Raw genomic sequence first — 25632 nt, 5'->3', positions numbered from 1 at the left:
ATGGCCACCTTCACCCCGCATCAGGATGCCGCCCTCAAGGCCGTCGGCGACTGGCTGAAAGCAAAACCCGGCCGCAACGGCACGCCGCCGGTGTTCCGCCTGTTCGGCTTTGCCGGCACCGGCAAGACGACGCTGGCGCGGCACATCGCCGAGGGCGTCGACGGCGAGGTGAAGTTCGCCGCCTTCACCGGCAAGGCGGCCCTGGTCATGCGCAACAAGGGTTGCGACGAGGCCTCCACCATCCACTCGCTGATCTACCGCGCCCGCGAATCCGGCGAGGAGCAGCCGAGCTTCGAATTGTGGGACGACGCGCCGGCCTCGAAGGCAAAGCTGATCGTGATCGACGAATGCTCGATGGTCGACGCCGAACTGGGGCGCGACCTGATGTCGTTCAACTGCCCGCTGCTGGTGCTGGGCGATCCCGCGCAGCTGCCGCCGATCCAGGGTGGCGGCTTCTTCACCAACGTCGAGCCCGACGCCATGCTGACCGAGGTGCATCGCCAGGCCCAGGACGATCCGATCGTGCGGATGTCGATGGACGTCCGCGAGGGACGCGAGCTCGACATCGGCCGCTATGGCGAGAGCGAGGTGGTCTCGCGCAAGGAGCTCGACCCTGACCGTGTCATGGGCGCCGACCAGGTGCTGGTCGGCCGCAACAACACAAGGCGCGCCTACAACATGCGCGTGCGCCAGCGCCAGAATATCGAGGACGTCTTTCCGGTCGCCGGCGACAAGCTGGTCTGCCTGCGCAACAACCGCAAGAAAGGCTTGTTCAACGGCGGCCTGTGGCGGGTGAAGTCGCGCAACACGTCGCGCTCGAAGTCACGCATTCTCAGCATGCGGCTGTCGCCGGACGAGGATTTTGGCCACAAGGTGACCAAGGTCTCGGTGCGCGCCGATTGCTTCGAAGGCGGCGTCGAGCAGATCGCCTGGGAGCAGCGCAAGCCCTATGACGAGTTCGACTACGGCTACGTGCTCACCGTGCACAAGTCGCAGGGCTCGCAATGGGACGACGTCGTGCTGTTCGACGAGAGCTTTGCGTTTCAGGACAGCCGGGCACGGTGGCTGTACACGGGGATTACGCGGGCGGCGAAAAGGTTGAGCATCGTCGTTTAGAGCTACGCTGCCGTAGGGTGGGCAAAGCGAAGCGTGCCCACGCGCTCTATGCTTATAGAGAGAGATCGTGGGCACGGCGCGTTGCGCCTTTGCCCACCCTACGGCACTCTCCACAAGCAAAAGATCGTGGGCACGCTTCGCTTTGCCCACCCTACGGCACCGCGATTGAGGCGCGGTGTTCGCGTCCAGTTACTTGCCCGCGACAAAGTAAAAATCCTCACGTCCTGGCGGCGAGCCGTAGGTGAACGGCTGCTGCCCGTGCCTGGTCGCGGCCCAGACGTCGTCGCGGATGATGTCGAACAGTTTCCTGATCTCGATGCGCGGCTGCTTGATCTCGCGGGCGAGCGCGGTGGCGAACGGGCTGTTGGCGCTGCCGTCGCCGTCCATCGCGGTCTCGCCATGCTTGGCGGCGTAGACCACCATGAAGCCGGCGCCCGGCTCGATGTTGGAAAAGCCCTTGTCGACCAGCTTCAGCGACAGCGTGCGTTGCATCGCCGGCGCGAACGGATTGTCGCGGCAGGCATCCAGCACCACGAGACGCACCTTTCGCGCAGCCCCGACGGCGGCGATCACCTGCTCCAGCGCGACGGCCTCGGTCTCGGCGTCCTTGTCGGCGGTGAGCCTGGCGTCGACAGGAACGAGATAGTTCACCCCGCCGATCTCGAACCCGTGGCCGGCATAATAGACCACCGCCCAATCGGCCTTTTCCGCTTCCTCGGCGAAGGCTTTCAGCGTCTGGAAGAACGTGTCGCGGGTGAGGTCTTTCGTCTCCATCACGCTCTGGAAGCCGAGATCGCGCAGCACGCCTGCGATCAGCTTCGAATCGCGCGGCGGATTCGGCAGCGCATGGGCGTTCTTGTAGGCGCCGTTGCCAATCACCAGCGCGACGCGGCGGCCGGCGCTCCCCGGCGTCTGCGGCATCAGCGCGGCGAGCCGCTGCTGTGCCGTGGCACGGGCGCGCGCGACGTCAGGCTCGTCGAACTTCGTCAGCGAATAGGCCGCCGCACGATAGTCGGCGCGCGCCTGGGCGAGATCGCGTCTCATCTCATAGATCTGGCCGCGGCCGGAATGGGCGCGAACATTGTTCGGATTGATCTGGATGGCCGTGTTGTAGTCCTTCAGGGCAGCGTCGAGGTCGCCCTTCATCATGCTGACATCTGCGCGATTGTTGATCGCGAACACGTTCTTCGGCTGTTTCTCGATCAGGCGGTTGCAGTCGGCAAAGGCCAGATCGAACCTACCCATCATGCCGTAAGTGACACAGCGGTTGCCGGCGATCTGCGGCGCGGCCGGGTCGATCTTCTCAGCCTCCGCGAAATCGGCGATCGCACCGTCGAAATCCTTCATCAGCGTGCGCGCGCGGGCACGATTGGTCCAGGCGAGCAGGAATTTCGGCGTGAATTTGATCGACAGGCTGAAATCGCCGATGGCGCTTTGCAGCGCGCCGCGGCGCGCGTGAATGACACCCCGGTTGTTGTAGGGGACACCATAGGCGGGGCGCTTCTGCAGGGCGAGATTGTAGTCCGCCATGGCGAGGTCGTCCTGGCCCTTGCGCTCATAGGCGAGACCGCGCAGGTTGAGGGCGATGACGTAGTCCGGATCGAGGTCGAGCGCGATGGACAGGGTTTCGATCGCATGGTCGTAGTCGCGCTTGTTGAGCAGCGTCGTGCCGCGCACGGAGAGCGCGATCGCCTTGTCCTTGCCACTGACCTTGTCGGCCTTCAGCAGATTTTCACAGGCGCTCGCGCGGGCCTGGATCTCCCCCTGGCGGTCGCGGCAGATGGTGAGGTCGTCGGCCTGCGGGTCGGCCGCGGCGCTCGACACGCCGGCGGCCAGGAGGATGAGGATCAGTGAAACCGCGCGCAGCATGTTGTCAGGCCTGCTCGAGCCACCAAATTCTTCTTGAGTCGATCATCGATCGCACCGGTTCATCTAGCGCGTAGTTCCCGGTCTCGCCAAGCGGCTGCCGCCGGACTCTCACGCGCGGCTCATTTCACAGACTCGTGTCCATCCCGCCGTAACAATCGGCGGCCGCGCCCGTACCTCGGTTGATGCGAAAAGGCGGCCGGATAACTGTTCGTCCGGCCGCGATCGCCCTAGACTGTCAGACCTTCCGAAAGAGGATCCGCCATGCGCCGACCTGCCCTCGCCTCCCTGCTGGCCGCAACCACCGCCCTCTCGCTCACCTTTGCACTGGCCTTTGCCGCGCCGTCCCGCGCTGCGGAGGATGCGGTCGTGATCCCCGCCCCCGCCATGGATGCGGCACCGGCGAGCGGGATCCAGACCGCCGTGGTCGCCGGCGGCTGCTTCTGGGGCGTGCAAGGCGTCTTCCAGCACACCGCAGGCGTCGTCAACGCGGTCTCCGGCTATGCCGGCGGCACCAAGGCGACCGCCGACTACCAGACGGTCTCGAGCGGCCGGACCGGCCACGCCGAGGTCGTCGAGATCAAGTACGACCCGAAGAAGATCTCCTACGGCAAGATCCTCCAGATCTACTTCTCGGTGGTGCACGACCCGACCCAGCTCAACCGCCAGGGCCCTGACGTCGGCCCGCAATACCGCTCCGCGATCTTCACCAGCTCCGACGAGCAGAAGAAGGTGGCGGAGGCCTACATCGCCCAGCTCAACGGCGCGAAAGTCTTCAACAAGCCGATCGTGACCAAGGTCGGCGCGCTGGAGGCGTTCTACCCGGCGGAGGCCTACCACCAGGACTATCTGACGCTGCACCCGAACCAGCCTTACATCGCCTATAACGACCTGCCGAAGGTCGAGAACCTGAAAAAGCTGTTCGCGGATAACTACATTGAAAAGCCGACGCTGGTCAGTGCCAGCAAGGCCACCAACTGATCGCGAGATCATCTTCAGAACGGGAGACCCATGCCCGACACCAAAACGAAAACCACGGACGACAAGGTCATCAAGAGCGAAGAGCAGTGGCGGCGCGAATTGTCGCCGATGCAGTACGCGGTGCTGCGCGAGAAGGCGACCGAGCGTCCCTTCTCGGGCGAATATGAGCACGACGAGCGCGCCGGCACCTATGTCTGCGCCGGCTGCGGCAACGTGCTGTTTGAGTCTGATGCCAAGTTCGATTCCGGCTGCGGCTGGCCAAGCTTCACCGCGCCCGCCGTCGAGAGCCATATCGACGAGGAGCGGGACGTCAGCCACGGCATGATCCGCACCGAGGTGCTCTGCTCCAAATGCAGTGGTCATCTCGGCCACGTCTTCCCCGACGGCCCCGGGCCGACCGGCCTGCGCTACTGCATCAACTCGGCGGCGCTGAAGCTCGAGCCGAAATAATCGCCGCCCGCGCTCGGGTTCCCTCATGGAACCCGGGCGCGGGATGTGCTTTTCTTCCCTGGCGGTGCGGCCGATCATCGCATTTGGGCTGCCGCCAGGGAGGAAGCCATGTCACTCGGGACCATCCTGATCATCCTGGTGATCGTTTACCTGCTCGGCGGCCTGTCCGGCCGCTTGGGCGGTTATGGCTATGGTCTCGGCCATTCCGGCATTGGGATCGGCGGCGTCGTGCTCGTGGTGCTGGTCGTCCTGCTGCTCCTTGGCAAACTGCAAACCAGCTAATTAATTGAAATTGCTAGGTTTATCGCCGCTGCGGGGCTGCCATGCACGGATTCATCATCTCCCATCGCAGGGGTCGCATTTTTGTCAAAACGGCCTATATTAGTGGACGAAAATGACATGTGCGGCGGGCCCGCTCGATTGCGGCCCCTGCCCTCCCAAACCCCACGCGCTTAAAGCCCCAGAGAAGATCACGAGGTCTTTGACCATGCGTCCACTGCGTCCGTTCAACTTCAACACCTCCGCCGAACTCTTCCCCGCCGCGATCCGCAAGAAGAAGCGTGCGGGCTTCACCTATCGCCGGTTCGGGACTGCGGCCGAGGCCGTGCAGTTCGCGATGGAGCAGTTGCCGACGGATTCGCTGAACGGCGCCTATCTCCAGGTCGAGGAAGCGCGCTTCGATCAGAACGGCATCCGCTCGCTCTATGAGAGCGAAGCCTTCCCGCTGCCCCGTCGCCCGAAGCCGGCGCAGACGGCCGAGACCGACGCCGACGCGGCGTAAGTTTTCGCTGAGCCTTACGATGTGCGCAGAGAGCGCGACGGCCGAAAGGTCGGCGCGCTTTTTGCGTTTGGGGGCTCTGCCTTCTCCCTCGCCCCGCTTGCAGGGAGACGCGAAGGAAAAGCTCGCCTTACATCCGCGGCTGCTTCTCCAGCCAGCGCTGCAGTAGCCGCACGTTGCGCATGTTGGCGCGGAACATGACGTCGAAAGCGTCGCCCGCGAAGGGGACGATGCCGACCACGCCGTCGAGCGCGACATTGCCCAGCATGCGCGCGGTAATGTACCAGGGCGCACCCAGGGCGCGGGCCTCGCGCACCAGCCACAGCGAGATCGCCGTCGTGATGATGTCGCCGACGACGGGGATCAGGCCGATCAGCCCGTCGATGCCGTAGCGGATGTTGGTGCCGGGCAGGACGAAGGCGACGTCGAGCAGCTTTGCGATCGCCCCGAGCCGCGCGATCCGCTGCTCGCGCGTCAGATTGCCGAACGGATTGCCTTGCCCGAAATCGAAGCGAAACTCGCGAAATCCCTGCTCCAGCGTTTCGGGACGGATCTCATGGCCCTCCTGGTCGATGATCGGCCCGCGCGCCGCCTTGCCTGAGGTCGCATGCGAGCCGCTGCCCGAACGGGATCGGCGCGGAGCAACGATATCATCGTCGGACATGGACATGGCCTTCAAGAACGCGCCGCCGCGGCGAAAGGTTGCTGCGCCGCGCTCTAAAGTCGCGCGCTCAGGTCGGTGCCGTCGCCGCCTGCGGCTCCTTGACATATCTCTGCACGAGCCAGGACGAAATCACCGCCGGCACGAACCCGACGAGGCCGTACAGGATGAACTGCACCGCGCCCGAATCCGGCCCGCGCGAGCTGTAGGTGAATGAGGCCAGCACGAAGGCGAACAGGCCGACCAACAGCATCCGCAAGCCCGGGCCGACCCGCTTGATATGGACCAGGATGTCGTCGACCGCGCCGATCATCAGCGCGGGCAGGAATCCGAACAGGTAGCTGTATTGCAGGGTCTTGAAGAACACGGCGAACAGCTTGCCGACCTCGCCGAGACTGGTCTGGGCCCAATAGCCGGACTGATAGGTCGTCGTCAGCAGCAGCAGGAACCCGCCGAGGAACGGGCCAATCAGCGCAAACACCAGATAGCGTTTCATCAAACACCCTCACTCTTCTCCAGTGTTATAGCAGCGCCGCGGGAACCTTGAATAGCGGGGCGGCGCTGCCTTTGGGGGAACAAGTGACAGGGCGACGAGTTCAGACAGGACCTGAAATGGTCCCTGCACATTGGAGCCGCCGATGGCCCGCAAATTTCTTCTGGCGACAATCACACTGGCGGCCCTGACCGGCCTGTCGAACGCGCCCGCTCTGGCGCAGGGCCATATGGGCACGCCGCAGGAACAGCAGGCCTGCTCGCGGGACGCATCGCGCCTCTGTCGCAAGGATCTCGGCAATGACGGCGCAGTGCAGAGCTGCCTGCAAGCCAACCGGTCCAAGCTGTCGAAGTCGTGCAGCAAGGTCTTTCAGAGCCACGGCATGTGAGGGCCACGACCATCCCCAGCGAACGGAGAGTGAAGCCATGTTGCGCGACGAACAGCTCTCGATCCTGCGGGACATCAGTCAATCCGTTGCCTTCGCCGACGACCGGCAAGGCCAGATGGGGCAACTGATCGCGGACGGTTACGTGATGAAGGACGGCGACCTGTTCGAGCTCACCGCCAAGGGTGTCACCGCCGTCGAGGAACACGCCGCCGCGCTCGGCACGAGCGATGCGGAACAAGCGAGCGCATCCTCGGATCGGCTGATGTGAGCCACGCGACGTGACTCGCGTGCAACAATTGCGAATTCATTTGCGCTGACCATTGCAGCCGCTCGTCAATGGCGCATACTTCGCGTGGGCGGCGCAGCACTTTTCGATTCGAACATCAAGAAATCGAGCGACCACATGCGGGACAAGGTTCCCGACGTGAAGGCTGTGACATGCGGCAGATCAAGTCGCGTGCGGCGCCCCAAGAAACCAAGTGGCTCAAGCCCAGGGAAATCGGGGACCCATCTGCATGATACGCATTCAGACAATCGCTTCGCTGTTGGCCATCGCAACCACCGCCATCGCACTCCAGACCTCACCCGGCCTCGCCTTCTCGTCCGAAGCGCAGCAGATGTGCACGGGCGATGCGATGCGACTGTGCTCAAGTGAGATTCCCGACATCCCGCGGGTCAGGGCCTGCATGGTGCGGAACAAGGCACAAGTCAGCCCCGGCTGCCGCGCCGTGATGGACCGCGAGGCCGGTGCCGCAACTGCATCGCGCAAGCGGGAAGCGGCGGCGCAGTAAAGTCGCCATCCAATTGTCATTCCGGGGCGACGCGTAGCGTCGAACCGGAATGACAGAAGTGAATTCAATCGCCCCACTGCGCGAAGGCGTCGTTGAAGGCGCGCTCGCCGGGGGCGCCCTTCTCGATGGCGATGATGGCGCGGCGCTGGTTGGCATAGACCAGCGGCACGTCGAACCACGAGCGCTCCTTCAAGAGCTGGACGTTGCGCGAGCGGTCGGCGTCGACATTGGACAGGCCGACCAGGAAGAAGCCGTCGGTGACCTTGACCGCGAGGCCCGCGAGCGGCGTGCCGCGCGCCTGCTCGTTCGACTTCATCAGGATGCCCGGGACGTTGGAGACGCTGCCGCCCGGGAAATCCGGCGGCAGGATGAAGGTCAGCTCCGCCGTGTGGCTCGCCGGCAGCGAGGAATCGGTGTTGCGGCGGAACGACATCGTCATCTTGAACTTGCGGTCAGGGATCTCGATGTCGGCGCGCACGGCGACGTCGGCCTTCTGGTTGCCCGACGCCTTGATCGGCTCCAACCGCCATACCACCGAGCCGACAAATTGCTTGCCCTTCGGATCGGACGGATCCTCGTCATAGAGCACGACCTTCTGCGCCACCGGCGCGACCGGCTGGTCGCTGGCCGAAGGCTGCCCGACGCGATCGGGGATCTTCGGCTTGCTCTGCGGCTGCGCCGGGGTCGGCGTGTCCGCCACTTGCGTCGCGGACGGCTTGAGAAAGCCGTTGACGATCTGAACCAGGGGCTTGCCCCAGAGGATGCCGGCGCCGACCAGGATGAGCACGATGCCGACGGCGATCGCGCTCTTGAACGGAAAGGCGGAGCCGGTGCGGACGCGCTTCTTGGCCCCGCGCTCGGCCGCGATGCGCGGACGCTGCGAAGGCGGCTGCGGCGCGTAGCGCTCCGCCTCCTCGATCGACTCGTCGTAGGAATAGGGCGCCTCGGACTCGCCGGCGCGGTTTTCCAGGCTCGGCTCGAGCCGGTCGAATTCCGGCGTGGGCGACGGCACGTTGGCATAGGTGCGGCGCGCGGCGCGGCTGGCCTGCGCGGCCGCGCCGCCGAGATCATTGGCATCGGCCGTGATGTCGCGGAAGCCGCGCACGCCCGGTGCCGGCGGCAATGGCGGCGGCGGTCCGACATCAGGCGGACGGCGTGCACCGGCGCGATCGCGTCCGGCCGGCGGCGGCTCCGGCATCGGTGGCGGGGCAGACGGCCCCGGTTGGCGGGGGGCGTCGAAACGGGGCGCGCGCGGCGGACGCGGCGCATCGCCGGGGTCATCGACGTTGAAGGACGGACGGTCGGCCCGCGGCGGGGGCGGAGCCGGACGCGTCCGCGGCGGGGCCGCAGCCGCGTTGCCTTCGGTGGCTCTTGTGCTGGCGCGGCGAAAGGCATCGCCGCTGCCGCCGCTGCGCCCGCCGCCACCGGGGCGCGAGGCCTCACGGGCACGCTGGGCGGCCTCCGATTCGACCTTGCGGACGGCCTCCTCCAGCGACAACCTTTCGCGGGTGATCTCGGATTCGGAGAGCGGTGGCTGCACGCTGCGCAGCTGCGCGATCAGGGCCGTGCGCGCCCGCTCATAGAGCGCGCGACGGCTTTCGCCGGGAGCGTTGGGATCCAGGGCGGCAATAGCGCGGGCGATCAGCGGATAGTAATCAGCCATTTCAACTCAACTATACGCGCGTCCCGGTAAGATATCGTTAAGCCTCAAACGGGTTTTGCACCAGGATAGTATCCTCGCGTTCGGGGCTGGTGGAAAGCAGTGCGACCGGGCACCCCACCAATTCCTCGATCCGCCGGACATATTTGATGGCCTGGGCCGGCAGGTCGGCCCAGGACCGCGCACTCGCGGTCGGCTCCTTCCAGCCCTCGATGGTCTCGTAGATCGGCTCGACCCGGGCCTGCGCGCCCTCGCCGGCCGGGAAATGGTCGATCTCCTTGCCGTCGAGCATGTAGCCGGTGCAGACCTCGATCGTGTCGAAGCCGTCGAGGATGTCGAGCTTGGTCAGCGCCAGACCGTTGATGCCGCAGGTCCGGACCGCCTGGCGGACCAGCACGGCGTCGAACCAGCCGCAGCGGCGCGGACGGCCGGTATTGGTGCCGAACTCGCGGCCACGCTCGCCGATCCTGCGCCCGGTCTCGTTGTCCTGCTCGGTCGGGAACGGGCCCTGGCCGACGCGGGTCGTATAGGCCTTGCACAGGCCGAGCACGTAGCCGACCGCAGCCGGCCCGAGGCCGGCCCCGGTCGCGGCCTGCGCCGCCACCGTATTGGACGAGGTGACGTAAGGATAGGTGCCGTGGTCGACGTCGAGCAGCGCGCCTTGCGCGCCCTCGAACAGCATGCGCTTGCCTTCGCGCCGCTTGATGTCGAGCAGTCGCCACACCGTCTCGGCGTAGGGCAAAAGCTCAGGTGCCAGCGCGCTCAATTCCTTCACGATCACCTTGCCGTCGAACTCCGGCAGATTGAGGCCACGGCGCAGCGCATTGTGGTGCGCCAACAGCCGGTCGATCTTGTGCGGCAGCGTGTCGAGGTCGGCGAGGTCCATCAGGCGGATGGCGCGGCGGCCGACCTTGTCCTCATAGGCCGGGCCGATGCCGCGGCGGGTGGTGCCGATCGCGGTCGCCGCGCTGGCGGATTCGCGGTGCGCATCGAGCTCGCGGTGCAGCGGCAGGATCAGCGTGACGTTCTCGGCGATCCGCAGGTTCTCCGGAGAGATTGCGACGCCCAGGGCCCTGAGCTTGCTGACCTCGTCGAGGAAGGCGGCGGGGTCGAACACCACGCCATTGCCGATCACCGACAGCTTGCCCTCGCGCAGCACGCCGGAGGGCAAGAGCGCCAGCTTGTAGGTCTTGCCGTTGATCACCAGCGTGTGGCCGGCGTTATGGCCGCCCTGGAAGCGGACGACGATGTCCGCCTGCTCCGACAACCAGTCGACGATCTTGCCCTTCCCTTCGTCGCCCCACTGGGCGCCGACGACGACAACATTGGCCATTCGCGGGTAATCCTTCGAAGATTTCTCTGTAAGGGCATGATCCGAACAGAAAACCGGGACCCACTTTTCCGGGATCATGCCTGCGCCCAGCCCAATTCCCGGCCCAAGGCCGTTCGCACGCGAGGCAGCCCAACCGGATAAAGGAAGCAGCCTCTCTAGGCAAGCAAGAACGGGACTTTTTCAGGGCATCGAGGCCGCTCCAAGCCTTTGATATCCCCGGAAAATCCAGAAACCTTCGCGGCCGGCGCGCTCACTTCGACCAAAGCGTGAGAGGCCCTGTCCGCCGCTGCATGGTCGCGATGCGTCCGCCCCCCGTTGATGCAACCTCGATTTCCGTGTCTTTGGACAGTGCCGGGCGATCAGCCGGCCCGGATGCCGCCGGGCCGGAAGCCTCGGCGTATGCGGGGCCACGCCAATCACAATGTCCGCCACCGGTCAGACCACGAGCGCGGAAACGTCCGGTCACAGCTGGATCGCCAACCAGCCTTATCTGCTGCTCAGCATCACCGCGCTGTGCTGGGCCGGCAACGCCATCGTCGGACGGCTCGCCGCCGGCCACATCCCGCCGGTCACCCTCTCCTTCCTGCGCTGGTTCTTCGCCTTCCTGCTGGTGCTGCCGTTCGCCTGGAAGCATCTTGCCCAGGACTGGCCCGCGATCCGCGCCAAGCTCGGCCTGATGGTCACACTCTCGGTCACCGGCATCGGCGCCTTCAACACCCTGCAATATTGGGCGCTGGAACATACCCAGGCACTCAACACGCTGCTGCTGCAGTCATCCGCGCCGCTGATCGTGGCGCTGTGGTCGCTGGCCATTCTCGGCGTCAGGCTCACCGCGGCGCAGGCGTTCGGCGTGCTGCTGTCGATGTGCGGCGTGCTGACCATCCTGCTGCACGGCGACTTCACCACGCTGTCGAACATCGAGTTCAACAAGGGCGATCTCATCTTCATCGTCGCGCTCGTGATCTTCGGGCTGTATTCGGTGCTGACCTTGAAGCGTCCGCCGATGCACGGCCTGTCGTTCCTCGCCTTCACTTTCGGGGCCGGTGCCGCCTGCCTCATTCCGCTGGAAATCTGGGAATTGTCCGCCCGCCCGGTCATGAAGCTCGACGGGCCGAACCTCTTGACGCTGTTCTACGTCGCGGTGTTTCCCTCGACGCTCGCCTATCTCTGCTTCAATCGCGGCGTCCGCCTGATCGGCGCCAACCGCGCCGCGCCGTTTTTCCACGTCGTGCCGGTGTTCGGCTCAATCATGGCGATGGTCTTCCTGGGCGAGCACCCGCAGGCGTTCCACTTCATCGGTTTTGCGTTGGTGCTGTCGGGCGTGTTCGTGGCGTCGAGGAAGCAGGCGAGTTAAGCTCAGGCCCATCAAGTTGCCCGTGTCGGGATGGGCCCTAGCTTTGGCCCATTGTTCAATCATCTGCGATCAGGCGCTCGCCGATGGGTTCATCCATACCATCTCCCAAACATAGCCATCGGGATCTTCAACGTGTCTGTTATACATGAAGCCGAGATCCTGTGCCGGGTTGGGATCGGCCCGACCGCCCGCAGCCACCGCGCGAACCAGCGTTGCATCGACGGCATCGCGGTCCTCGACCGTAAGAGCGAACATGGCCTGGCTGTCGCGCCGCGCGTCGCCGATCTCGCGTTGGGTGAATTCGCGATAGTGGTCGTGGGTCAACAGCATCACGCCAATCGCCTCCGTGAACATGAGCGAGGTGGAATTTGCGCCGGAGAATTGGGGATTCACCGCGCCACCCAGCGCCACGTAGAACGCCGTCGATACAGCGAGGTCACGCACGGGCAGGTTCACCAGAATCATCTTGGGCATCGCTTTCCTTTCATGACGGCTCTAAGCCGCGCTGTCGTTTGACAACTCTCAACCTTCATAAGACGCCACTCATCGGGCCTTTGTGACGATCCTGAACCGCGTTTAAATGTAGCGCGCAGCGCCCATGCAGAGCGCTGCGATGGCTAGCAGACCGGCCGCCGTGCGTTGACCGGCGGCGATCCGCGAATGTAGATCCGCCGCGTTGCCGGCGCCGCGACGCAAGGCAGCGAGCGCACGGGGACCGATTGCCGCCTGAACTCCGGCCGCGATCAGTGCGCAGACGGCGCCCGCCGCAAGCACCTGTTCGGTGATGCCGAAACTGCCGGAATGAACGAGATGCCCGAGATAGCCGCCCGTCAGGATGGCGATCGTCGCCGCACCGAGTTGTGGAAATACGAGGTGCTCTCCACCCGCGCCGCCGGTGCGCGCCAGCGTAAAGCTTGATCCGGCCCAGAACACGGACGACAACACATGAAGCGACAGAGCGATCACAAGGGCGGTCTGCATGGCAAGCTCCGACTTTCCAAATTTGATATACATACTGTATAGTCAAAATGACGGAATGGCAAGGCCATGACGAAGCGCAACTACAACAGCCCGGTGCGAGCCCTCGCGGCAGCAGAGACGCGCGAACGCATCATTGCAGCCGGGGCCAGATTGCTGCGCAAGGACGCCAGCATCGTTAACTTCTCACTCGACGTTGTCGCGAAGGCAGCAGGCGTCACCCGGCTCACCGTCTACAACCAGTTCGGATCCCGGCGCGGATTGCTGGAGGCTGTGTTCGACGAAATCGCTCGCGAAGGCGGATTGTTCGACCTGGCCGAAGCGCTGGCCATGCCCGACCCGCGCGCCGCGCTCGACCGCGTCGTCGCGATCTTCTGTACTTTCTGGTCGCACGATCCCGCCATCGGCGGCCTCAACCAGGCGATCGCGACTGATCCTGAATTCGGCGACTCGCTGTTTGAACGCAACGAACGCCGGCGGGAACTGCTGACCGCGCTGCTGTCGCGTATCGTTAGCAAGCACGCAGGCAAGCGCGCCATGCAGGATGCGGTCGACCTGATCTTCGTGCTGACGAGCTATCCGACCTTTGCAGCGTTGAGCCCGCGGCGGTCGACCGAGGAGGTCTGCTGGCTGTTGCAGACGGCGTGTCACGCCGTCGTGGACGGGTTGAAGTAGGTCGGCGGCGTATGGGGGCTACTTCGTCTTGAATTTGCTGTACGCTTCGCTCGTTGCGATGATGACGTGCTCGGCGCAGGCGTTGAGGCGTTGCGGGTCGGCCTCTGTCTCGTAGGCTTCCGACGTCATCATGTCGAGGAAGGCGGCGACAGTCGGATAAGAGACCAGTGCGACGAAATCCCATTCGTTGCCTGCGTGGGGACCGAGCGCGATGGCCTTGGCCTCGCCGGTCCAGAGCAAGGTGCCGCCGCGCGCCTTGATCATCGGCACCGTGATGGCGCTGTAGCGCAAATATGCGTCCCAGCCGGATCCGTCGCCGTCACGCGAGCGCACGTGGAAACGCATCAGGTTCAGCATCACCACAGGCGCCTGTGGATCGAGCTGCTCCAGCCCCTCGATGTTCAACATATTAACCGCCAAAGGCACCTCCTCGGGGCTTGCCTGCATTGTAGCATTGCGGCGCTGTGACTTGTGCCACGACGCCGACCCGGCGCAAGCTCCCATAACACCAATGACGATCGCTTCGCCCGCGCCAAAGGCCTCCAATCCGGCCAGTTGGCTCAACAACCAGCCTTATCTGCTGCTCAGCCTGAGCTCGCTGTTCTGGGCCGGCAACATCGTGCTCGCGCGCCATGTCGGTGCGCATGTGCCGCCGCTGACGGTGACCACGATCCGCTGGTTCGGCGTGTTCCTGATCCTGTTGCCGTTCGCTTGGCCGCATCTGAAGCGCGACTGGCCGGCCTTGCGCGAGAGCCTGCCCTTGATGCTGTTCCTGTCGCTGGTGGGTTTTGCCTTCAACAACGCGATCTCGTACTGGGCGATGCAGTATACGGAAGCGCTGAACGCGCTTCTGATCCAGTCGGCAGGCCCCCTGTTCGTGGCGCTGTGGTCGCTGGTGCTGTTCGGCGTGCGGCTGACCGGTGCGCAATTCGCCGGTATCGCGATCTCGCTGCTCGGCGTGCTGATCATCATCCTGCGCGGCGATCTCGCCGCGCTTGCGAGCATCAGCTTCAACAGGGGCGACCTCATGTTCGCCTCCTCGCTGGTGGCGTTCGGGCTCTACTCGGCGTTCATCCCGCGCCGGCCGAAGATCCACCAGCTCTCCTTCCTGTCCTTCACCACTTGCTGCGGGGCAACGATGCTGCTGCCGACCGCGGTCTGGGAGATGGCAAGCGGCCGCGTGCTGCATTTCGACGGGATCACGCTGACGACGATGGGCTATATCCTGATCTTCCCCTCGACGCTGGCCTATTTGTTCTTCAACCGCGGCGTGGCGCTGATCGGGCCGAACCGGGCCGCGCCGTTCTTTCATCTGGTGCCGGTGTTCGGCTCGGCGATGGCGATCCTGCTGCTCGGCGAAATGCTGCAGCCATTCCACCTGATCGGCTACGCGCTGGTGCTCGCCGGCGTCGTGATCGCCTCGCGCCAGGGTTCGGCGTGAAGTAATTCCGCGGGGCGGACGTGCCCTCTCGTGTCCCGAGCAAGCGAAGCGCAGACCCGGGACCCAGACCGCCGCAGCATGCGCCCCGATTCAGCAGCGCATCACGCCGCGAAGGGCGGCGCGCTGTACTGCGCCCGGGGCACGAGACAAACTCCCATCTTCCGATTTCAAGGCAGAGGCGCTAGGTTCCCCGCCAACCAAAAAGAGGGAACGTCCAAAAATGATTTCAGGGCTGATTCGAAACCTCCGTGCCATCGGCACGGCCACACTGTGTCTTGCCACCGTATCCACTGCCCAGGCCGACAATTATCCGAGCCGCAACATCACGCTGGTCCTGCCGTTCGCAGCCGGCAGCGGCACCGACACCACGACACGGCTGATCTCGCAGCATTTGTCGCAGGCGCTCGGCGTCGGCATCGTGATCGAGAACAAGGCGGGTGCCAACGGCATGCTGGCCGCAACCTATGTCGCGAAGGCCGCGCCCGACGGCTACACGCTGCTGGTGACCACCAACACCACGCATTCGGCCAATCCCTATCTGCTCAAGAGCCTCACTTACGATCCGGTCAAGGACTTCACCCCGATCGCGCGCACGGGCGATTTGCCCTTCATGCTGGTGGTCAATCCGGAAGTGCCGGCCAAGACCGTCGGAGAGCTGGTCGCCTATGGCAAGGCCAATCCCGGCAAGCTGAGCTACGCCTCGGGATCGTCCTCCGCGATCGTGTCGGGTGCGACCTTTGCGCACAATGCCGGGCTCGACCTGCTGCACGTGCCCTACAAGAGCTCGCCTCCGGCGCTCAACGACGTCATGGGCGGCCGCGTCTCGATGATGTTCGTCGACATCCTTACCGGGCTTCCGCACGTCAACGGCAACGCGCTGCGCGCGCTCGCCGTCACCACCAAGGAGCGCTCGCCGCTGGTGCCGCATCTGCCCTCGATGCAGGAGGCCGGCGTGCCTGATTTCGACATCTCGTCGTGGCAGGGCTATTTCGGCCCGGCTGGCCTGCCCAGGGAGATCGTGACGCGGCTCAACGCCGAGATCCGAAAGATCGTCGAGAAGCCCGAGATCAAGGCCAAGCTCGCCACCCTCGGCATGGACGCGTTTTCCGGCACGCCGGAGCAGCTCGGCACGTTCGTCAACGAACAGTTGGTGCTGTGGGAGAAGCTGATCACCAACGCGAAGATCGAGAAGCAGTGAAGCCTGCGTCCGGGGCACAGGTCTCGTAGGGTGGGCAAAGCGATGCGTGCCCACCATCGGTCATCGCGAATACAAAAGAAAAGGTGGGCACGACGCTTCGCGCCTTTGCCCACCCTACGAGTTCGGAGCCAGGAATTCAGCGCCCAAATTCAGCGCAAGAAATTACGCCGCACGCACCTTGGCGAGGAAGCCATCGACGGCGCTGCGCAGCGCGCCGGACTGGCTGTCCAGCTCGCGGGCATTGGTGAGCACGTCGGTGGCGGCGCTGCCGGTCGCTTCCGCGGCGGAGGTGACGCTGCCGATATTGGCGTTGATCTCGTTCGAGCCTGCCGCGACCGACTGAATGTTGCGGGCGATCTCGCGGGTCGCCTCACCCTGCTGCTCGATCGATGCGGAAATGCCCGCGGTGATCTCGCTCATCTCGGCGATCGTCTGGGTGATGCCGGAGATGGCGGTGACCGCGTCGCTGGTCGAGGTCTGCATCGCCGCGACCTGCGCGGAGATTTCCTCAGTGGCCTTGGCAGTCTGGTTGGCCAGCGCCTTGACCTCGGAGGCGACCACGGCGAAACCGCGGCCGGACTCGCCGGCGCGGGCCGCCTCGATGGTGGCGTTGAGCGCGAGCAGGTTGGTCTGCGCGGCGATCGAATGGATCAGCTTGACGACCTCGCCGATCTTCTCGGCGCCGGTCGAGAGCACCTGCACGGTGGCGTTGGTGCGCTCGGCGTCGCTGACGGCGCGGCTCGCCACTTCGGTCGAACGGGTGACCTGGCGGGAGATTTCCGCCACCGAGCTCGACAGCTCTTCGGCGGCCGCCGCGACCGTGCCGACATTGCCGGAGGCCTTTTGCGAGGCCGCGCCGACCGTCGCCGCACGCGACGAGGCGTCGCTGGCGGTTGCGGTCATCGACTGCGCCGTCGTCTGCATGCCGGCCGCGGCCGAGGAGACCGAGCGGACGATGCCGTTGACGCTACGTTCGAAGTCGTTGGCGATGTCCTCCATCGCGCTGCGACGTTCCGCCGCGACGCGTTCCTTGGCATCGGCTTCGGTCTTCTCGAGGTCACGGATGCGGACCGCGTTGTCCTTGAAGATCTGCACGGTGGCGGCCATTGCGCCGACCTCGTCGCCGCGGCCGACGCCCGGAATGTCGCCCTCGAGCTTGCCGTCAGCGAGATCCTTCATGCGGGCGCCAAGCAGCGCCAGCGGGCGGCTGATGCCGCGGCCGATCAGCCAGGCGACGCTGCCGGCGACGATGAAAATGCCGAGCATGGCAAAGCCGAGCATCCAGTAGACCGGGCCCATTTTGGTGTCGATGTCATCGAGATAAGCGCCGGTGCCGAGATACATATCGAAGCCGGGCACCGCCACTGCGTAGCCGATCTTGCGGATCGGCGTTTCCTGGCCGGGCTTCATATACTCGTAGTGAAGCAAAATCTCGCCATTGGCCTTGACGCCATCCATCAATTCCACCGACAGCTTGCGGCCGTTGGTCACGACGTCCATTCGGTTGGTGCCGATCACCTTCGGATCGGGTGCAAGCTGGGTGAGGCCATCGTAGGACGTGCCGAACAGATAGCCGGCACCCTTGTCATAGGTCATCGCATTGCCGTAGCGGCGCAACTCGGCGAACGCGGCGTCCTTGGTCATTTCACCGGCATTGACCCGCTTCATCAGCGTGGCCGCGTAGTTGCGCGCCAGCTCGACGATCGCCTTGGCCTGATCGATGCGCGCATTCACCATCTCGCGCTTCATCAGATAGCCGGCGAGCACACCGGAGATGCAGAGGCCAAACAAGGTGACGCCGACAAGAATGCCGAGCTTGGGGGCGATCTTCAGATTGCTCAACTTCACGGGATGGCTCCGGCAAATATGGGATACGGGCACGCGACCAGATCGATCAAAATCGAACCAACGTTTAGTGGTCGACCCCTTAGCAAGTTACTTACACCTCTCCGTAGAAGCCCGAACGCAGCCGCGAAAACCGGCAATTTATCTCCATCACAACAACCGGCGATTGTACGCAGCTGCATCGATTTCGCGTAAAAGACGCAAAGGCCCGCCCGCGGAGGCGGGTCACAACAAGAAACCAAATCGGGAGCCAAAAATGCCGAAATACAGGGTGGTGACGCCGAAGGGCGCGAGCTTCACGGTCGCGGGCAGCGACTATTCCTATGAGCGCGAGGCGCTCGACCCGATCGACGCCGAGATCGTCGAGGCGCCCGCTGACGAAGCCGGGTTCATTGCCGCCGCGAAGAATGCCGACGCGATCTATGCCAAGGGCATCCCCATCACCAAGACCATCATCGACAGCCTGGAGACCTGCAAGGTCATCACGCTCGGCTCGGTCGGCGTCGACAGCGTCGACGTCAAGGCCGCCACGGCGCGCGGCATTCCCGTCACCAACATCCCCGACACCTTCATCGAGGAGGTCGCCGACCACGCCATGATGCTGCTGCTCGCCGGCTTCCGCCGCCTGGTCGAGCAGGACCGCATGGTGCGCGACGGCCGCTGGGCCGAGGGCCGGCCGGCTCTGCTTAAGGTCCCGAGGCTGATGGGCCAGACGCTCGGCTTCATCTCGTTCGGCCGCGTCGCGCGTGCAGTTGCGAAACGCGCCGCGCCCTTCGGCCTGCGCATGATGGCCTATGATCCGTTCATCCAGGAAACGCTGATGTACGACCACGGCGTGATCCCGGCGACGCTGAACGAGGTGCTGTCGCAATCCGACTTCGTCTCCATGCATGCCCCGGCAAGGCCCGAGGTCCATCACATGCTGACCGAGAAGCACTTCCGGCAGATGAAGAAGGGCTCGATCTTCATCAACACCGGGCGCGGCGCCACCGTGGACGAGGAGAGCCTGATCAAGGCGCTGCAGGAGGGCTGGATTGCGCACGCCGCCCTCGACGTGCTGGAGAAGGAACCGCCCTCGCACAACAATCCCCTGCTCAGCATGGAGAACGTGACCCTGACCGCCCATGTCGCCTCGGCCTCGGCACGGTTTGACGAAGCGCGCAAGCGCCGGGTGGGCTACGAATTGTCACTGGTGCTGCAGGGCATGTGGCCGGTAAGCTGCGTCAATCCGTCGGTGCTGCAGACTACCTCGCTCCGTCGCTGGCAACCCGTCAGCATGGATCGCGGCCCGAACAGCTAGGCGGCCGGCGCCAAGGCGCCAACGACCGAAACGACCCTTCACCGGCGAGCAACGCCGGGAAGGGAGACATCATAGGGAGGAACTGATGAGGAACGACATCACCCGTCGTGATGCCTTGGCGCTGGGCCTGTCCGCTGCAACGTTCGCCGCCACCGGTGCTGCAGCGCAAACATCTAATATCAAGGCCGCGGACGTGGCGGCGCCCAAGCGCGAGATCGAGAAGGGCGCTTCCTTACGGATGCTGCGCCCGGTGCGTTTCGTCCAGGCCGATGAGGACGTGTTCCGCGCAAATGCGGCAAAGTTCACCAAGGAGACCGGGGTCGAGGTCAAGGTCGATTTCGTCGGCTGGGAGGACATCAACCAGCAGACCGCGGTCACCTCGAACTCCGGCGCCGGTCCCGATATCATCATCGGCTTCTCCGATGCACCGCACATCTATGTCGACAAGCTGATCGAGCTGACCGACGTCGCCGACTATCTCGGCAAGCGTTATGGCGGATGGCTGCCGCTGGCGCAGAAATACGGCAAGAAGAGCAAGAGCGAGTCCTGGATCGGCCTGCCGTTTGGCGCCACCGCCGGTCCCCTGATCTACCGCAAGTCGATCCTGCAATCGGTCGGCTTCGACAAGGTACCGGAGGATCATGCGGGCGTCGTCGATCTCTGCCGCAAGCTGCACAAGGCCGGCAAGCCGGCCGGCTTCGCGCTCGGCAACGCCAAGGGCGACGGCAACGGCTTCGCCAACTGGGCGCTGTGGTCGCACAACGCTGCACTGCTCGACGAGGAAGGCAATGTCGTCATCAATAGCAAGGAGACGATCGCCGCGCTGAACTGGGTCAAGGAGCTCTATCCGACCTTCATCGCCGGCACGCCATCGTGGAACGACGTCAGCAACAACCGCGCCTATTCCTCGCAGGAGATCTCGCTGACCGCCAACGGCGTCTCGCTGTACTTCTCGCTGAAGAACGACCCGGCGACCAAGGCGATCGCCGAGGACAGCGAGCATCAGCTGCTGCCCAAGGGCCTCGCCAAGGTCTCTCCGATGGCGGGCCTGACGCTGAACGCGATGGTGTTCAAGCACAGCCCATATCCGAACGCCGCGAAGGCCTTCCTGCAATACATGCTGGAAAAGGACCAATACGAGCCGTGGCTCAACGCCAATTCCGGTTACTGGTCCCAGCCGCTGGCCGCCTATGCCGAGGCCGCCGTGTGGTCGCAGGATCCCAAGGTGCAGCTGTTCAAGAACACAATGAACAGCACTTACTATGACGGCTACAAAGGCCCGATCTCGACGGCGACCGGAGCGGTCAGCGCCGACTACGTGCTGATTCAGATGTGCGCATCCGTCGCGACCGGCGCGGCCACGCCGGAAGCCGCCGCAGCGGAAGCCGAGCAACGCTGCAAGCGGTACTTCCGGCGGCAGCGGTAAGGACTGACAGCGCAGCCGTCATTGCGAGCGAACCGAAGCAATCCAGTCTGTCTCCGCAGTTGCAGTCTGGATTGCTTCATCGCTTCAGCGCAAAATTGCTACGCAATTTTGTCGCGAGCTCCTCGCAATGACGGTGGAGTGACCTTCAACGACAGGACAACGACCTGATGTCCGTGACTACCCTCTCCTCCCATACGCTGGCGCACCGGCAGCCGTCCTGGCTGGTGCGGCTGTTCGACTACAAGCCGTTCCTCATCGTGATGTGCCTGGCGCCCGCGATCGGGCTGCTCTCGGTGTTCCTGACCTATCCACTCGGCCTCGGCATCTGGCTGGCCTTCACCGACACCACGATCGGCCGGCGCGGCATCTTCGTCGGCTTCGAGAACTTCCAGTATCTGCTCACCGACCCGCTGTGGTGGAACGCGGTGTTCTACAGCGTGGTCTATACGGGGATCGCGACCTTCGGGAAGTTCGCGCTCGGCTTCTGGCTCGCGCTGCTGCTCAACAATCATTTTCCGTTCAAGAGCGTCTTGCGAGCGATCATCCTGCTGCCCTGGATCGTGCCGACCGTGCTCTCGGCGCTGGCGTTCTGGTGGATCTACGATCCGCAGTTCTCGATCATCTCCTATCTCCTCGTCGACGTGCTGCATTGGCGATCGAGCAATATCGACTTCCTCGGCTCGCCATGGCCGGCGCGCTTCTCGCTGATCGCCGCCAACATCTGGCGCGGAATTCCCTTCGTCGCGATCTCGCTGCTGGCGGGCCTGCAGACCATCTCGCCCTCGCTCTACGAGGCCGCGATGCTGGACGGGGCCAGCGCCTGGCAGCGCTTCCGCTACATCACCTTCCCGATGATGATGCCGATCCTCGCCATCGTCATGACCTTCTCGATCATCTTCACCTTCACCGACTTCCAGCTGGTCTACGCCATCACCCGCGGCGGACCGGTCAACTCGACGCATCTGCTCGCGACCCTGGCCTTCCAGCGCGGCATCGCCGGCGGTGAGCTCGGCGAAGGCGCGGCGATCGCGGTGTCGATGATCCCGTTCCTGGTGTTCGCGACGCTGTTCTCTTATTTCGGCCTGGCGCGCCGCAAATGGCAGCAGGGAGAGGCCAATGACTGATACCGCCGCGCAACCGGCCGTCGCGGACGCCAAGGCCGCACCCGACACGATGGCCTGGGATTCCGGGCTGCGGCGGCTGATGATGATCTACCTGCCGCTCGGCTGCTTCGTGCTGATCCTGCTGTTTCCGTTCTACTGGATGGCGATCACCTCGTTCAAGCCGAACGCGGAGCTGATGAACTACCGGGATCACAACCCGTTCTGGATCTCCTCGCCGACGCTCGCCCATATCAAGCACCTGTTGTTCGACACCGCCTATCCACGCTGGCTGAAGACGACGATGCTGGTCGCGATCGGTTCGACCACGCTGTCCTTGATCGCGTCTACGCTCGCCGCCTATGCGATCGAGCGCCTGCGCTTCCGCGGCAGCCCCTATGTCGGCCTCGGAATTTATCTCGCCTATCTCGTGCCGCCGTCGATCCTGTTCATCCCGCTCGCCACCGTCGTGGTGCAGTTCGGCCTGTTCGACTCGCCGCTTGCCCTGATCCTGGTCTATCCGACCTTCCTGGTGCCGTTCTGCACCTGGCTCCTGATCGGCTATTTCAAGTCGATCCCCTACGAGCTCGAGGAATGCGCGCTGGTCGATGGCGCGACGCGCCTGCAGATCCTGCGCCGGATCACGCTGCCACTGGCCGTGCCCGGGCTGATCTCGGCCGGCATCTTCTCCTTCACGCTGTCCTGGAACGAGTTCATCTATGCGCTCGCCTTCATCCAGAGCGGCGCCAACAAGACCGTGCCGGTCGCGATCCTGACCGAGCTCGTCACCGGCGACGTCTACCAGTGGGGCGCGCTGATGGCGGGATCGCTGCTGGGATCGCTGCCGGTTGCGATCTTCTATTCGCTGTTCGTGGATTATTACGTGTCCTCGCTGACCGGCGCGGTAAAGGAATAGATCGCGGCTGCGGCGTTTGGCCCGGTTTCACAATACTGCAACACGCGATCCGCATAACGCGTGCGTCCGCCAACAGGAGACGCACATGCGCGCGACTTTTCTCAGCACCGTCGCAACGATCATTCTCACCGCGAGCACGGCGCTCGCGCAGAGCGAAGGCGAATTCCCGGCCAAGCTCGCCGGCCACGTGGTGATGCCGGCCGCCACGTTCATCGACGCGCCCGCCGATGCCCCCGCCGATCTCAAGACGTCGGGCAAATACACCACCGGCAAGCGCGTCGATGCGCTCGGCACGGTGATGGGCAAATCCTATGAACGTCCGACCGGCGTGTCGCTTCCGTTCAAGGGCCAGCCGCTGCAGGGTCATTCCGGCATCAAGACCATGCTCGACGGCAGTTTCTGGGTCATCACCGACAACGGCATGGGCGCGCGTGCCAACTCGCCGGATTCGATGCTGTACCTCAACCGCCACAAGATGGACTGGGCCAGCGGCAAGATCGAGCGGCTGGAGACCATCTTCCTGCACGATCCCGACAAAAAGGTGCCGTTCCGCATCGTGCACGAAGACACGCAGAAGCGCTATCTCACCGGCTCCGACTTCGACACCGAAGGTTTCCAGATCATCGGCGATACCTTCTGGATCGGCGACGAGTTCGGCCCCTACATCCTGAAGGCGGACAAATCAGGCAAGATCCTCGGCGTGTTCGATACGGTCGCGGACGGCAAGCCGGTGCGTTCGCCGGACAATTGGGCCGTGGCGACGCCGGGCGCGCCGGGCGCGACCTATACCAACGTCAACCTCCGCCGCTCCAAGGGCTATGAGGGATTTGCATCGTCCAAGGACGGCAAGTTCATTTACGGCCTGCTCGAAGGACCGCTGTGGGACGCCGAGAAGAAGGATTGGGAGAAGGTCGACGGCAAGGAAGCTTCCCGCATCCTCGAATTCGACGTCGCCGCAGAGAAATTCACCGGCCGCTACTGGCAATATGTGTTCGAGCAGAATGGCAACGCCATCGGCGATTTCAACATGATCGATCAGGCCTCCGGCCTCATCATCGAGCGCGACAATGGCGAAGGCACGGCCGACAAGTCCTGCCCGCAAGGCACCCGGGGCGAGAACTGCTTCCCGGATCTCGCCAAATTCAAGCGCATCTACAAGATCGAGCTCATGGAGGCCAATGTCGGCAAGCCCGTGCGCAAGATCGGCTATATCGACCTGATGAAGATCAGCGATCCCGACAAGAAGGCGAAGAAGCCGCTCAACGACGGCGTCTACACCTTCCCGTTCTTCACCATCGAGAACGTCGATCGCGTCGACGACACCCACATCATCGTCGGCAACGACAACAATCTGCCGTTCTCTTCCAGCCGCGATCCCAACAAGGCCGACGACAACGAGTTCATGCTGCTCGAAGTCGCGGAGTTCCTGAAGGCGAAGTAAGGCGAGGCTCTCTCGACATGGTCGTCGTCCAGCTCGACCGGTGATCCAGTACGCCGCGGCGTCCGCGTCACGTGCAAGGCCGCGGAGTACTGGATGCCCGCTTTCGAGGGAGCATGACAAAGAGGATGATGCGAGGCGAGAGCAGCCTCACTGCACCGTAAAGTCCACGGGAATAGTGAAGTCCATCGAGCTGTTCTTGATCTCCGGCGGGATCGGCGGGAACGGCGCGGCCTGGCGGATCATCGACAGCGCCTTCGCGTCGAACGCGGCAACGCCGGACGGGCTGATGCGGCTGGACATGATCTGGCCGTTGCGGCCGATCGTGAATTTCACCCGGACCAGTCCGCGCTGATCGTTACCGCCCGAGGGATAGGAATGAAAGCGCATGAGGTGCGCTCGAACGCGCTGATTATAAGCCGCAACCAGAGACGCAAGAGCGCCCGCACTCATGGCTGACGCCGCCGGCGCCTCACGCTCAACGCGTGGCGGTGCGCTGGTGCGCGGCGCGGGCGGCGCCTCCGACGGCTTCCGGGCATCGGGGCGCACCACCTTGGGCTTGGCCGGCGTCGGCTTCTCAACGGGCACAACTTTCGCGGGCTCGGGCTTCGGCGGAACTGGCTCGAGCTTCTGCTCCGGCGGCGCAACCACGTCCGGCCTTTCCTGCGGCGGCGTCGGCGGAATCATTTCTTCGACGGCCTGCTGTTGCACCGGCTCCGGCGGCGAGGGATCCGCCTGCTGCATCACCGGTCCCGGCGCCATATCGAGCGGCGTCGATTGCGGCGCCGATGTCTCCGGCTTCATGTCGATGAGGATGGCCGGCATGTTGACACCCTCGTCCGGCACGTGCTTCAGCCAGCTCATCGCAAGCAGCGCGGAAGCAATATGCAACGCCACGATCACCGCCGCCGACAGGCCCCAGCGCGCGCCCTCTCGCTCGCCGAGCGGCTCGTGCAGGGCAAACGCGTTCGCGGCGGCCATCAGCTGCGTCCGTCGAGGCCGACGAGAGCGACCTTGAGATAGCCGGCATTGCGCAAGCTGTTCATCACCTCCATCAGGTCGCCATAGGAGACGGCCTTGTCGGCGCGCAGATAAATACGTTCGTCCTTGCGGCCCCTGGTGGCGGCAGCGAGCGAAGTGCCGAGCGCATCGCGCGAGACGAGCTCCTCACCAACAGCGATCGAAAGATCCGGCTTGACGGTGACGAACACCGGCTTGTCCGGCCGCGGCGCCGGCTCGGCCGCAGTCGCCGGCAGCTCGACGCCGATATCGACGGTGGCCAGTGGAGCCGCCACCATGAAGATGATCAGCAACACCAGCATCACGTCGATGAACGGCGTGACGTTGATCTCGTGGGTGACGTCGAGATCATCCGGGTCGCCGCGCCTGAGCGGCGATCCCGAGCGCGAGCCGAGCTTCGATGCGCCGAGCTTTGCGGCCATGG

Annotated in this window: 28 protein-coding genes; 17 read left to right on the top strand and 11 right to left on the bottom strand. The window is 64.4% G+C overall.

All coding sequences use genetic code 11. From position 1 onward, the window contains the following. Positions 1–1116, top strand: coding sequence for an ATP-dependent RecD-like DNA helicase (locus IVA79_RS11440; RefSeq protein WP_247552910.1), 1116 nt, complete (start codon positions 1–3; stop codon positions 1114–1116). A gap of 189 nt (positions 1117–1305) precedes the next feature. Here IVA79_RS11440 and IVA79_RS11435 read toward each other — a convergent pair whose 3' ends face one another. After that, positions 1306–2985, bottom strand: coding sequence for a tetratricopeptide repeat protein (locus IVA79_RS11435; RefSeq protein ID WP_247552908.1), 1680 nt, complete (start codon positions 2983–2985; stop codon positions 1306–1308). A gap of 261 nt (positions 2986–3246) precedes the next feature. On the opposite strand from IVA79_RS11435, the gene msrA reads away from it, so the two are divergent. The 4 genes from msrA (at position 3247) to IVA79_RS11415 (ending at position 5194) form a co-directional block, all read left to right on the top strand. Continuing rightward, positions 3247–3963, top strand: a complete 717-nt coding sequence (gene msrA / locus IVA79_RS11430; RefSeq protein ID WP_247552906.1) for a peptide-methionine (S)-S-oxide reductase MsrA — start codon at positions 3247–3249, stop codon at positions 3961–3963. 30 nt (positions 3964–3993) lie between these two features. Continuing rightward, positions 3994–4413 carry a peptide-methionine (R)-S-oxide reductase MsrB gene (msrB, locus tag IVA79_RS11425; protein ID WP_247552904.1) on the top strand — a complete coding sequence of 140 codons (420 nt, stop codon included), beginning with the start codon at positions 3994–3996 and terminating at the stop codon, positions 4411–4413. Positions 4414–4521: 108 nt separating this feature from the next. Continuing rightward, positions 4522–4695 carry a DUF3309 family protein gene (locus tag IVA79_RS11420; RefSeq protein WP_247552901.1) on the top strand — a complete coding sequence of 58 codons (174 nt, stop codon included), beginning with the start codon at positions 4522–4524 and terminating at the stop codon, positions 4693–4695. Positions 4696–4900: 205 nt separating this feature from the next. Then, positions 4901–5194, top strand: a complete 294-nt coding sequence (locus IVA79_RS11415) for a hypothetical protein (protein ID WP_194404257.1) — start codon at positions 4901–4903, stop codon at positions 5192–5194. Positions 5195–5321: 127 nt separating this feature from the next. Here IVA79_RS11415 and IVA79_RS11410 read toward each other — a convergent pair whose 3' ends face one another. After that, a complete protein-coding gene (locus tag IVA79_RS11410) occupies positions 5322–5861 on the bottom strand; it encodes a DUF4112 domain-containing protein (protein WP_247552899.1) in 540 nt (179 codons plus the stop codon). A gap of 61 nt (positions 5862–5922) precedes the next feature. Continuing rightward, positions 5923–6348, bottom strand: a complete 426-nt coding sequence (locus IVA79_RS11405) for a DUF5413 family protein (RefSeq protein ID WP_247552897.1) — start codon at positions 6346–6348, stop codon at positions 5923–5925. 142 nt (positions 6349–6490) lie between these two features. Here IVA79_RS11405 and IVA79_RS11400 point away from each other — a divergent pair, with 142 nt between their 5' ends. The 3 genes from IVA79_RS11400 to IVA79_RS11390 all read left to right on the top strand — a co-directional run bounded on the left by IVA79_RS11400 (position 6491) and on the right by IVA79_RS11390 (position 7524). Beyond that, positions 6491–6733 carry a hypothetical protein gene (locus IVA79_RS11400; RefSeq protein ID WP_247552895.1) on the top strand — a complete coding sequence of 81 codons (243 nt, stop codon included), beginning with the start codon at positions 6491–6493 and terminating at the stop codon, positions 6731–6733. 37 nt (positions 6734–6770) lie between these two features. Next, positions 6771–7001: a hypothetical protein gene (locus IVA79_RS11395; protein ID WP_247552893.1), complete on the top strand. Its 231-nt coding sequence runs from the start codon at positions 6771–6773 to the stop codon at positions 6999–7001. Positions 7002–7248: 247 nt separating this feature from the next. Beyond that, positions 7249–7524 carry a hypothetical protein gene (locus IVA79_RS11390; RefSeq protein ID WP_247552891.1) on the top strand — a complete coding sequence of 92 codons (276 nt, stop codon included), beginning with the start codon at positions 7249–7251 and terminating at the stop codon, positions 7522–7524. 64 nt (positions 7525–7588) lie between these two features. Here the strand turns inward: IVA79_RS11390 and IVA79_RS11385 are convergent, their stop codons facing one another. Next, complete coding sequence (locus IVA79_RS11385; RefSeq protein WP_247552889.1) at positions 7589–9187, bottom strand: hypothetical protein; 1599 nt, start codon at positions 9185–9187, stop codon at positions 7589–7591. A gap of 37 nt (positions 9188–9224) precedes the next feature. Continuing rightward, entirely contained in the window at positions 9225–10517 is a 1293-nt protein-coding gene (locus tag IVA79_RS11380; protein ID WP_247552887.1) for an adenylosuccinate synthase, read from the bottom strand. Positions 10518–10938: 421 nt separating this feature from the next. On the opposite strand from IVA79_RS11380, the gene IVA79_RS11375 reads away from it, so the two are divergent. After that, complete coding sequence (locus tag IVA79_RS11375; protein ID WP_247552885.1) at positions 10939–11871, top strand: DMT family transporter; 933 nt, start codon at positions 10939–10941, stop codon at positions 11869–11871. A 69-nt stretch (positions 11872–11940) separates the two neighbouring features. Here IVA79_RS11375 and IVA79_RS11370 read toward each other — a convergent pair whose 3' ends face one another. Further along, positions 11941–12345, bottom strand: a complete 405-nt coding sequence (locus tag IVA79_RS11370) for a VOC family protein (protein ID WP_247552883.1) — start codon at positions 12343–12345, stop codon at positions 11941–11943. A gap of 102 nt (positions 12346–12447) precedes the next feature. Next, complete coding sequence (locus tag IVA79_RS11365) at positions 12448–12852, bottom strand: hypothetical protein (RefSeq protein WP_247552881.1); 405 nt, start codon at positions 12850–12852, stop codon at positions 12448–12450. A 66-nt stretch (positions 12853–12918) separates the two neighbouring features. Between IVA79_RS11365 and IVA79_RS11360 the strand changes: the two genes are divergently transcribed. Continuing rightward, positions 12919–13524: a TetR/AcrR family transcriptional regulator gene (locus IVA79_RS11360; RefSeq protein ID WP_247552879.1), complete on the top strand. Its 606-nt coding sequence runs from the start codon at positions 12919–12921 to the stop codon at positions 13522–13524. 18 nt (positions 13525–13542) lie between these two features. On the opposite strand, the gene IVA79_RS11355 is transcribed toward IVA79_RS11360, so the two are convergent. Next, positions 13543–13932, bottom strand: a complete 390-nt coding sequence (locus IVA79_RS11355) for a DUF1330 domain-containing protein (RefSeq protein WP_247552876.1) — start codon at positions 13930–13932, stop codon at positions 13543–13545. A gap of 103 nt (positions 13933–14035) precedes the next feature. Here IVA79_RS11355 and IVA79_RS11350 point away from each other — a divergent pair, with 103 nt between their 5' ends. Both IVA79_RS11350 and IVA79_RS11345 read left to right on the top strand, forming a co-directional pair. Further along, positions 14036–14965 carry a DMT family transporter gene (locus tag IVA79_RS11350; RefSeq protein ID WP_247552874.1) on the top strand — a complete coding sequence of 310 codons (930 nt, stop codon included), beginning with the start codon at positions 14036–14038 and terminating at the stop codon, positions 14963–14965. Positions 14966–15185: 220 nt separating this feature from the next. Then, a complete protein-coding gene (locus IVA79_RS11345; protein WP_247552872.1) occupies positions 15186–16163 on the top strand; it encodes a tripartite tricarboxylate transporter substrate binding protein in 978 nt (325 codons plus the stop codon). 162 nt (positions 16164–16325) lie between these two features. Here IVA79_RS11345 and IVA79_RS11340 read toward each other — a convergent pair whose 3' ends face one another. Beyond that, complete coding sequence (locus IVA79_RS11340; RefSeq protein WP_247552870.1) at positions 16326–18011, bottom strand: methyl-accepting chemotaxis protein; 1686 nt, start codon at positions 18009–18011, stop codon at positions 16326–16328. Between the two features lie 253 nt (positions 18012–18264). Between IVA79_RS11340 and IVA79_RS11335 the strand changes: the two genes are divergently transcribed. The 5 genes from IVA79_RS11335 (at position 18265) to IVA79_RS11315 (ending at position 24191) form a co-directional block, all read left to right on the top strand. Continuing rightward, positions 18265–19308: a C-terminal binding protein gene (locus IVA79_RS11335; protein ID WP_247552868.1), complete on the top strand. Its 1044-nt coding sequence runs from the start codon at positions 18265–18267 to the stop codon at positions 19306–19308. Between the two features lie 85 nt (positions 19309–19393). Beyond that, the gene (locus IVA79_RS11330; protein ID WP_247552866.1) at positions 19394–20734 is read left to right on the top strand and encodes an extracellular solute-binding protein; all 1341 of its coding nucleotides are present in this window, start codon (positions 19394–19396) and stop codon (positions 20732–20734) included. Between the two features lie 167 nt (positions 20735–20901). Next, positions 20902–21858 carry a sugar ABC transporter permease gene (locus IVA79_RS11325; RefSeq protein WP_247552864.1) on the top strand — a complete coding sequence of 319 codons (957 nt, stop codon included), beginning with the start codon at positions 20902–20904 and terminating at the stop codon, positions 21856–21858. Then, entirely contained in the window at positions 21851–22750 is a 900-nt protein-coding gene (locus tag IVA79_RS11320) for a carbohydrate ABC transporter permease (protein ID WP_247552862.1), read from the top strand. Before IVA79_RS11325 ends, IVA79_RS11320 begins: the two co-directional genes overlap by 8 nt. Before the next feature lie 85 nt (positions 22751–22835). Next, positions 22836–24191, top strand: coding sequence for an esterase-like activity of phytase family protein (locus IVA79_RS11315; RefSeq protein ID WP_247552860.1), 1356 nt, complete (start codon positions 22836–22838; stop codon positions 24189–24191). A 147-nt stretch (positions 24192–24338) separates the two neighbouring features. Here IVA79_RS11315 and IVA79_RS11310 read toward each other — a convergent pair whose 3' ends face one another. Further along, entirely contained in the window at positions 24339–25169 is an 831-nt protein-coding gene (locus tag IVA79_RS11310; RefSeq protein ID WP_247552858.1) for an energy transducer TonB, read from the bottom strand. Next, on the bottom strand, positions 25169–25630 hold the full coding sequence (exbD, locus tag IVA79_RS11305; RefSeq protein ID WP_247552856.1) for a TonB system transport protein ExbD: 462 nt from the start codon (positions 25628–25630) through the stop codon (positions 25169–25171). Before exbD ends, IVA79_RS11310 begins: the two co-directional genes overlap by 1 nt. Between the last annotated feature and the right edge of the window lie 2 nt (positions 25631–25632).

This window comes from Bradyrhizobium sp. 138 (assembly GCF_023074075.1).
GTDB lineage: Bacteria > Pseudomonadota > Alphaproteobacteria > Rhizobiales > Xanthobacteraceae > Bradyrhizobium.
The sequence above is the reverse complement of the archived record's forward strand: the minus strand, read 5'-3'. Positions and strand labels throughout refer to the sequence as shown.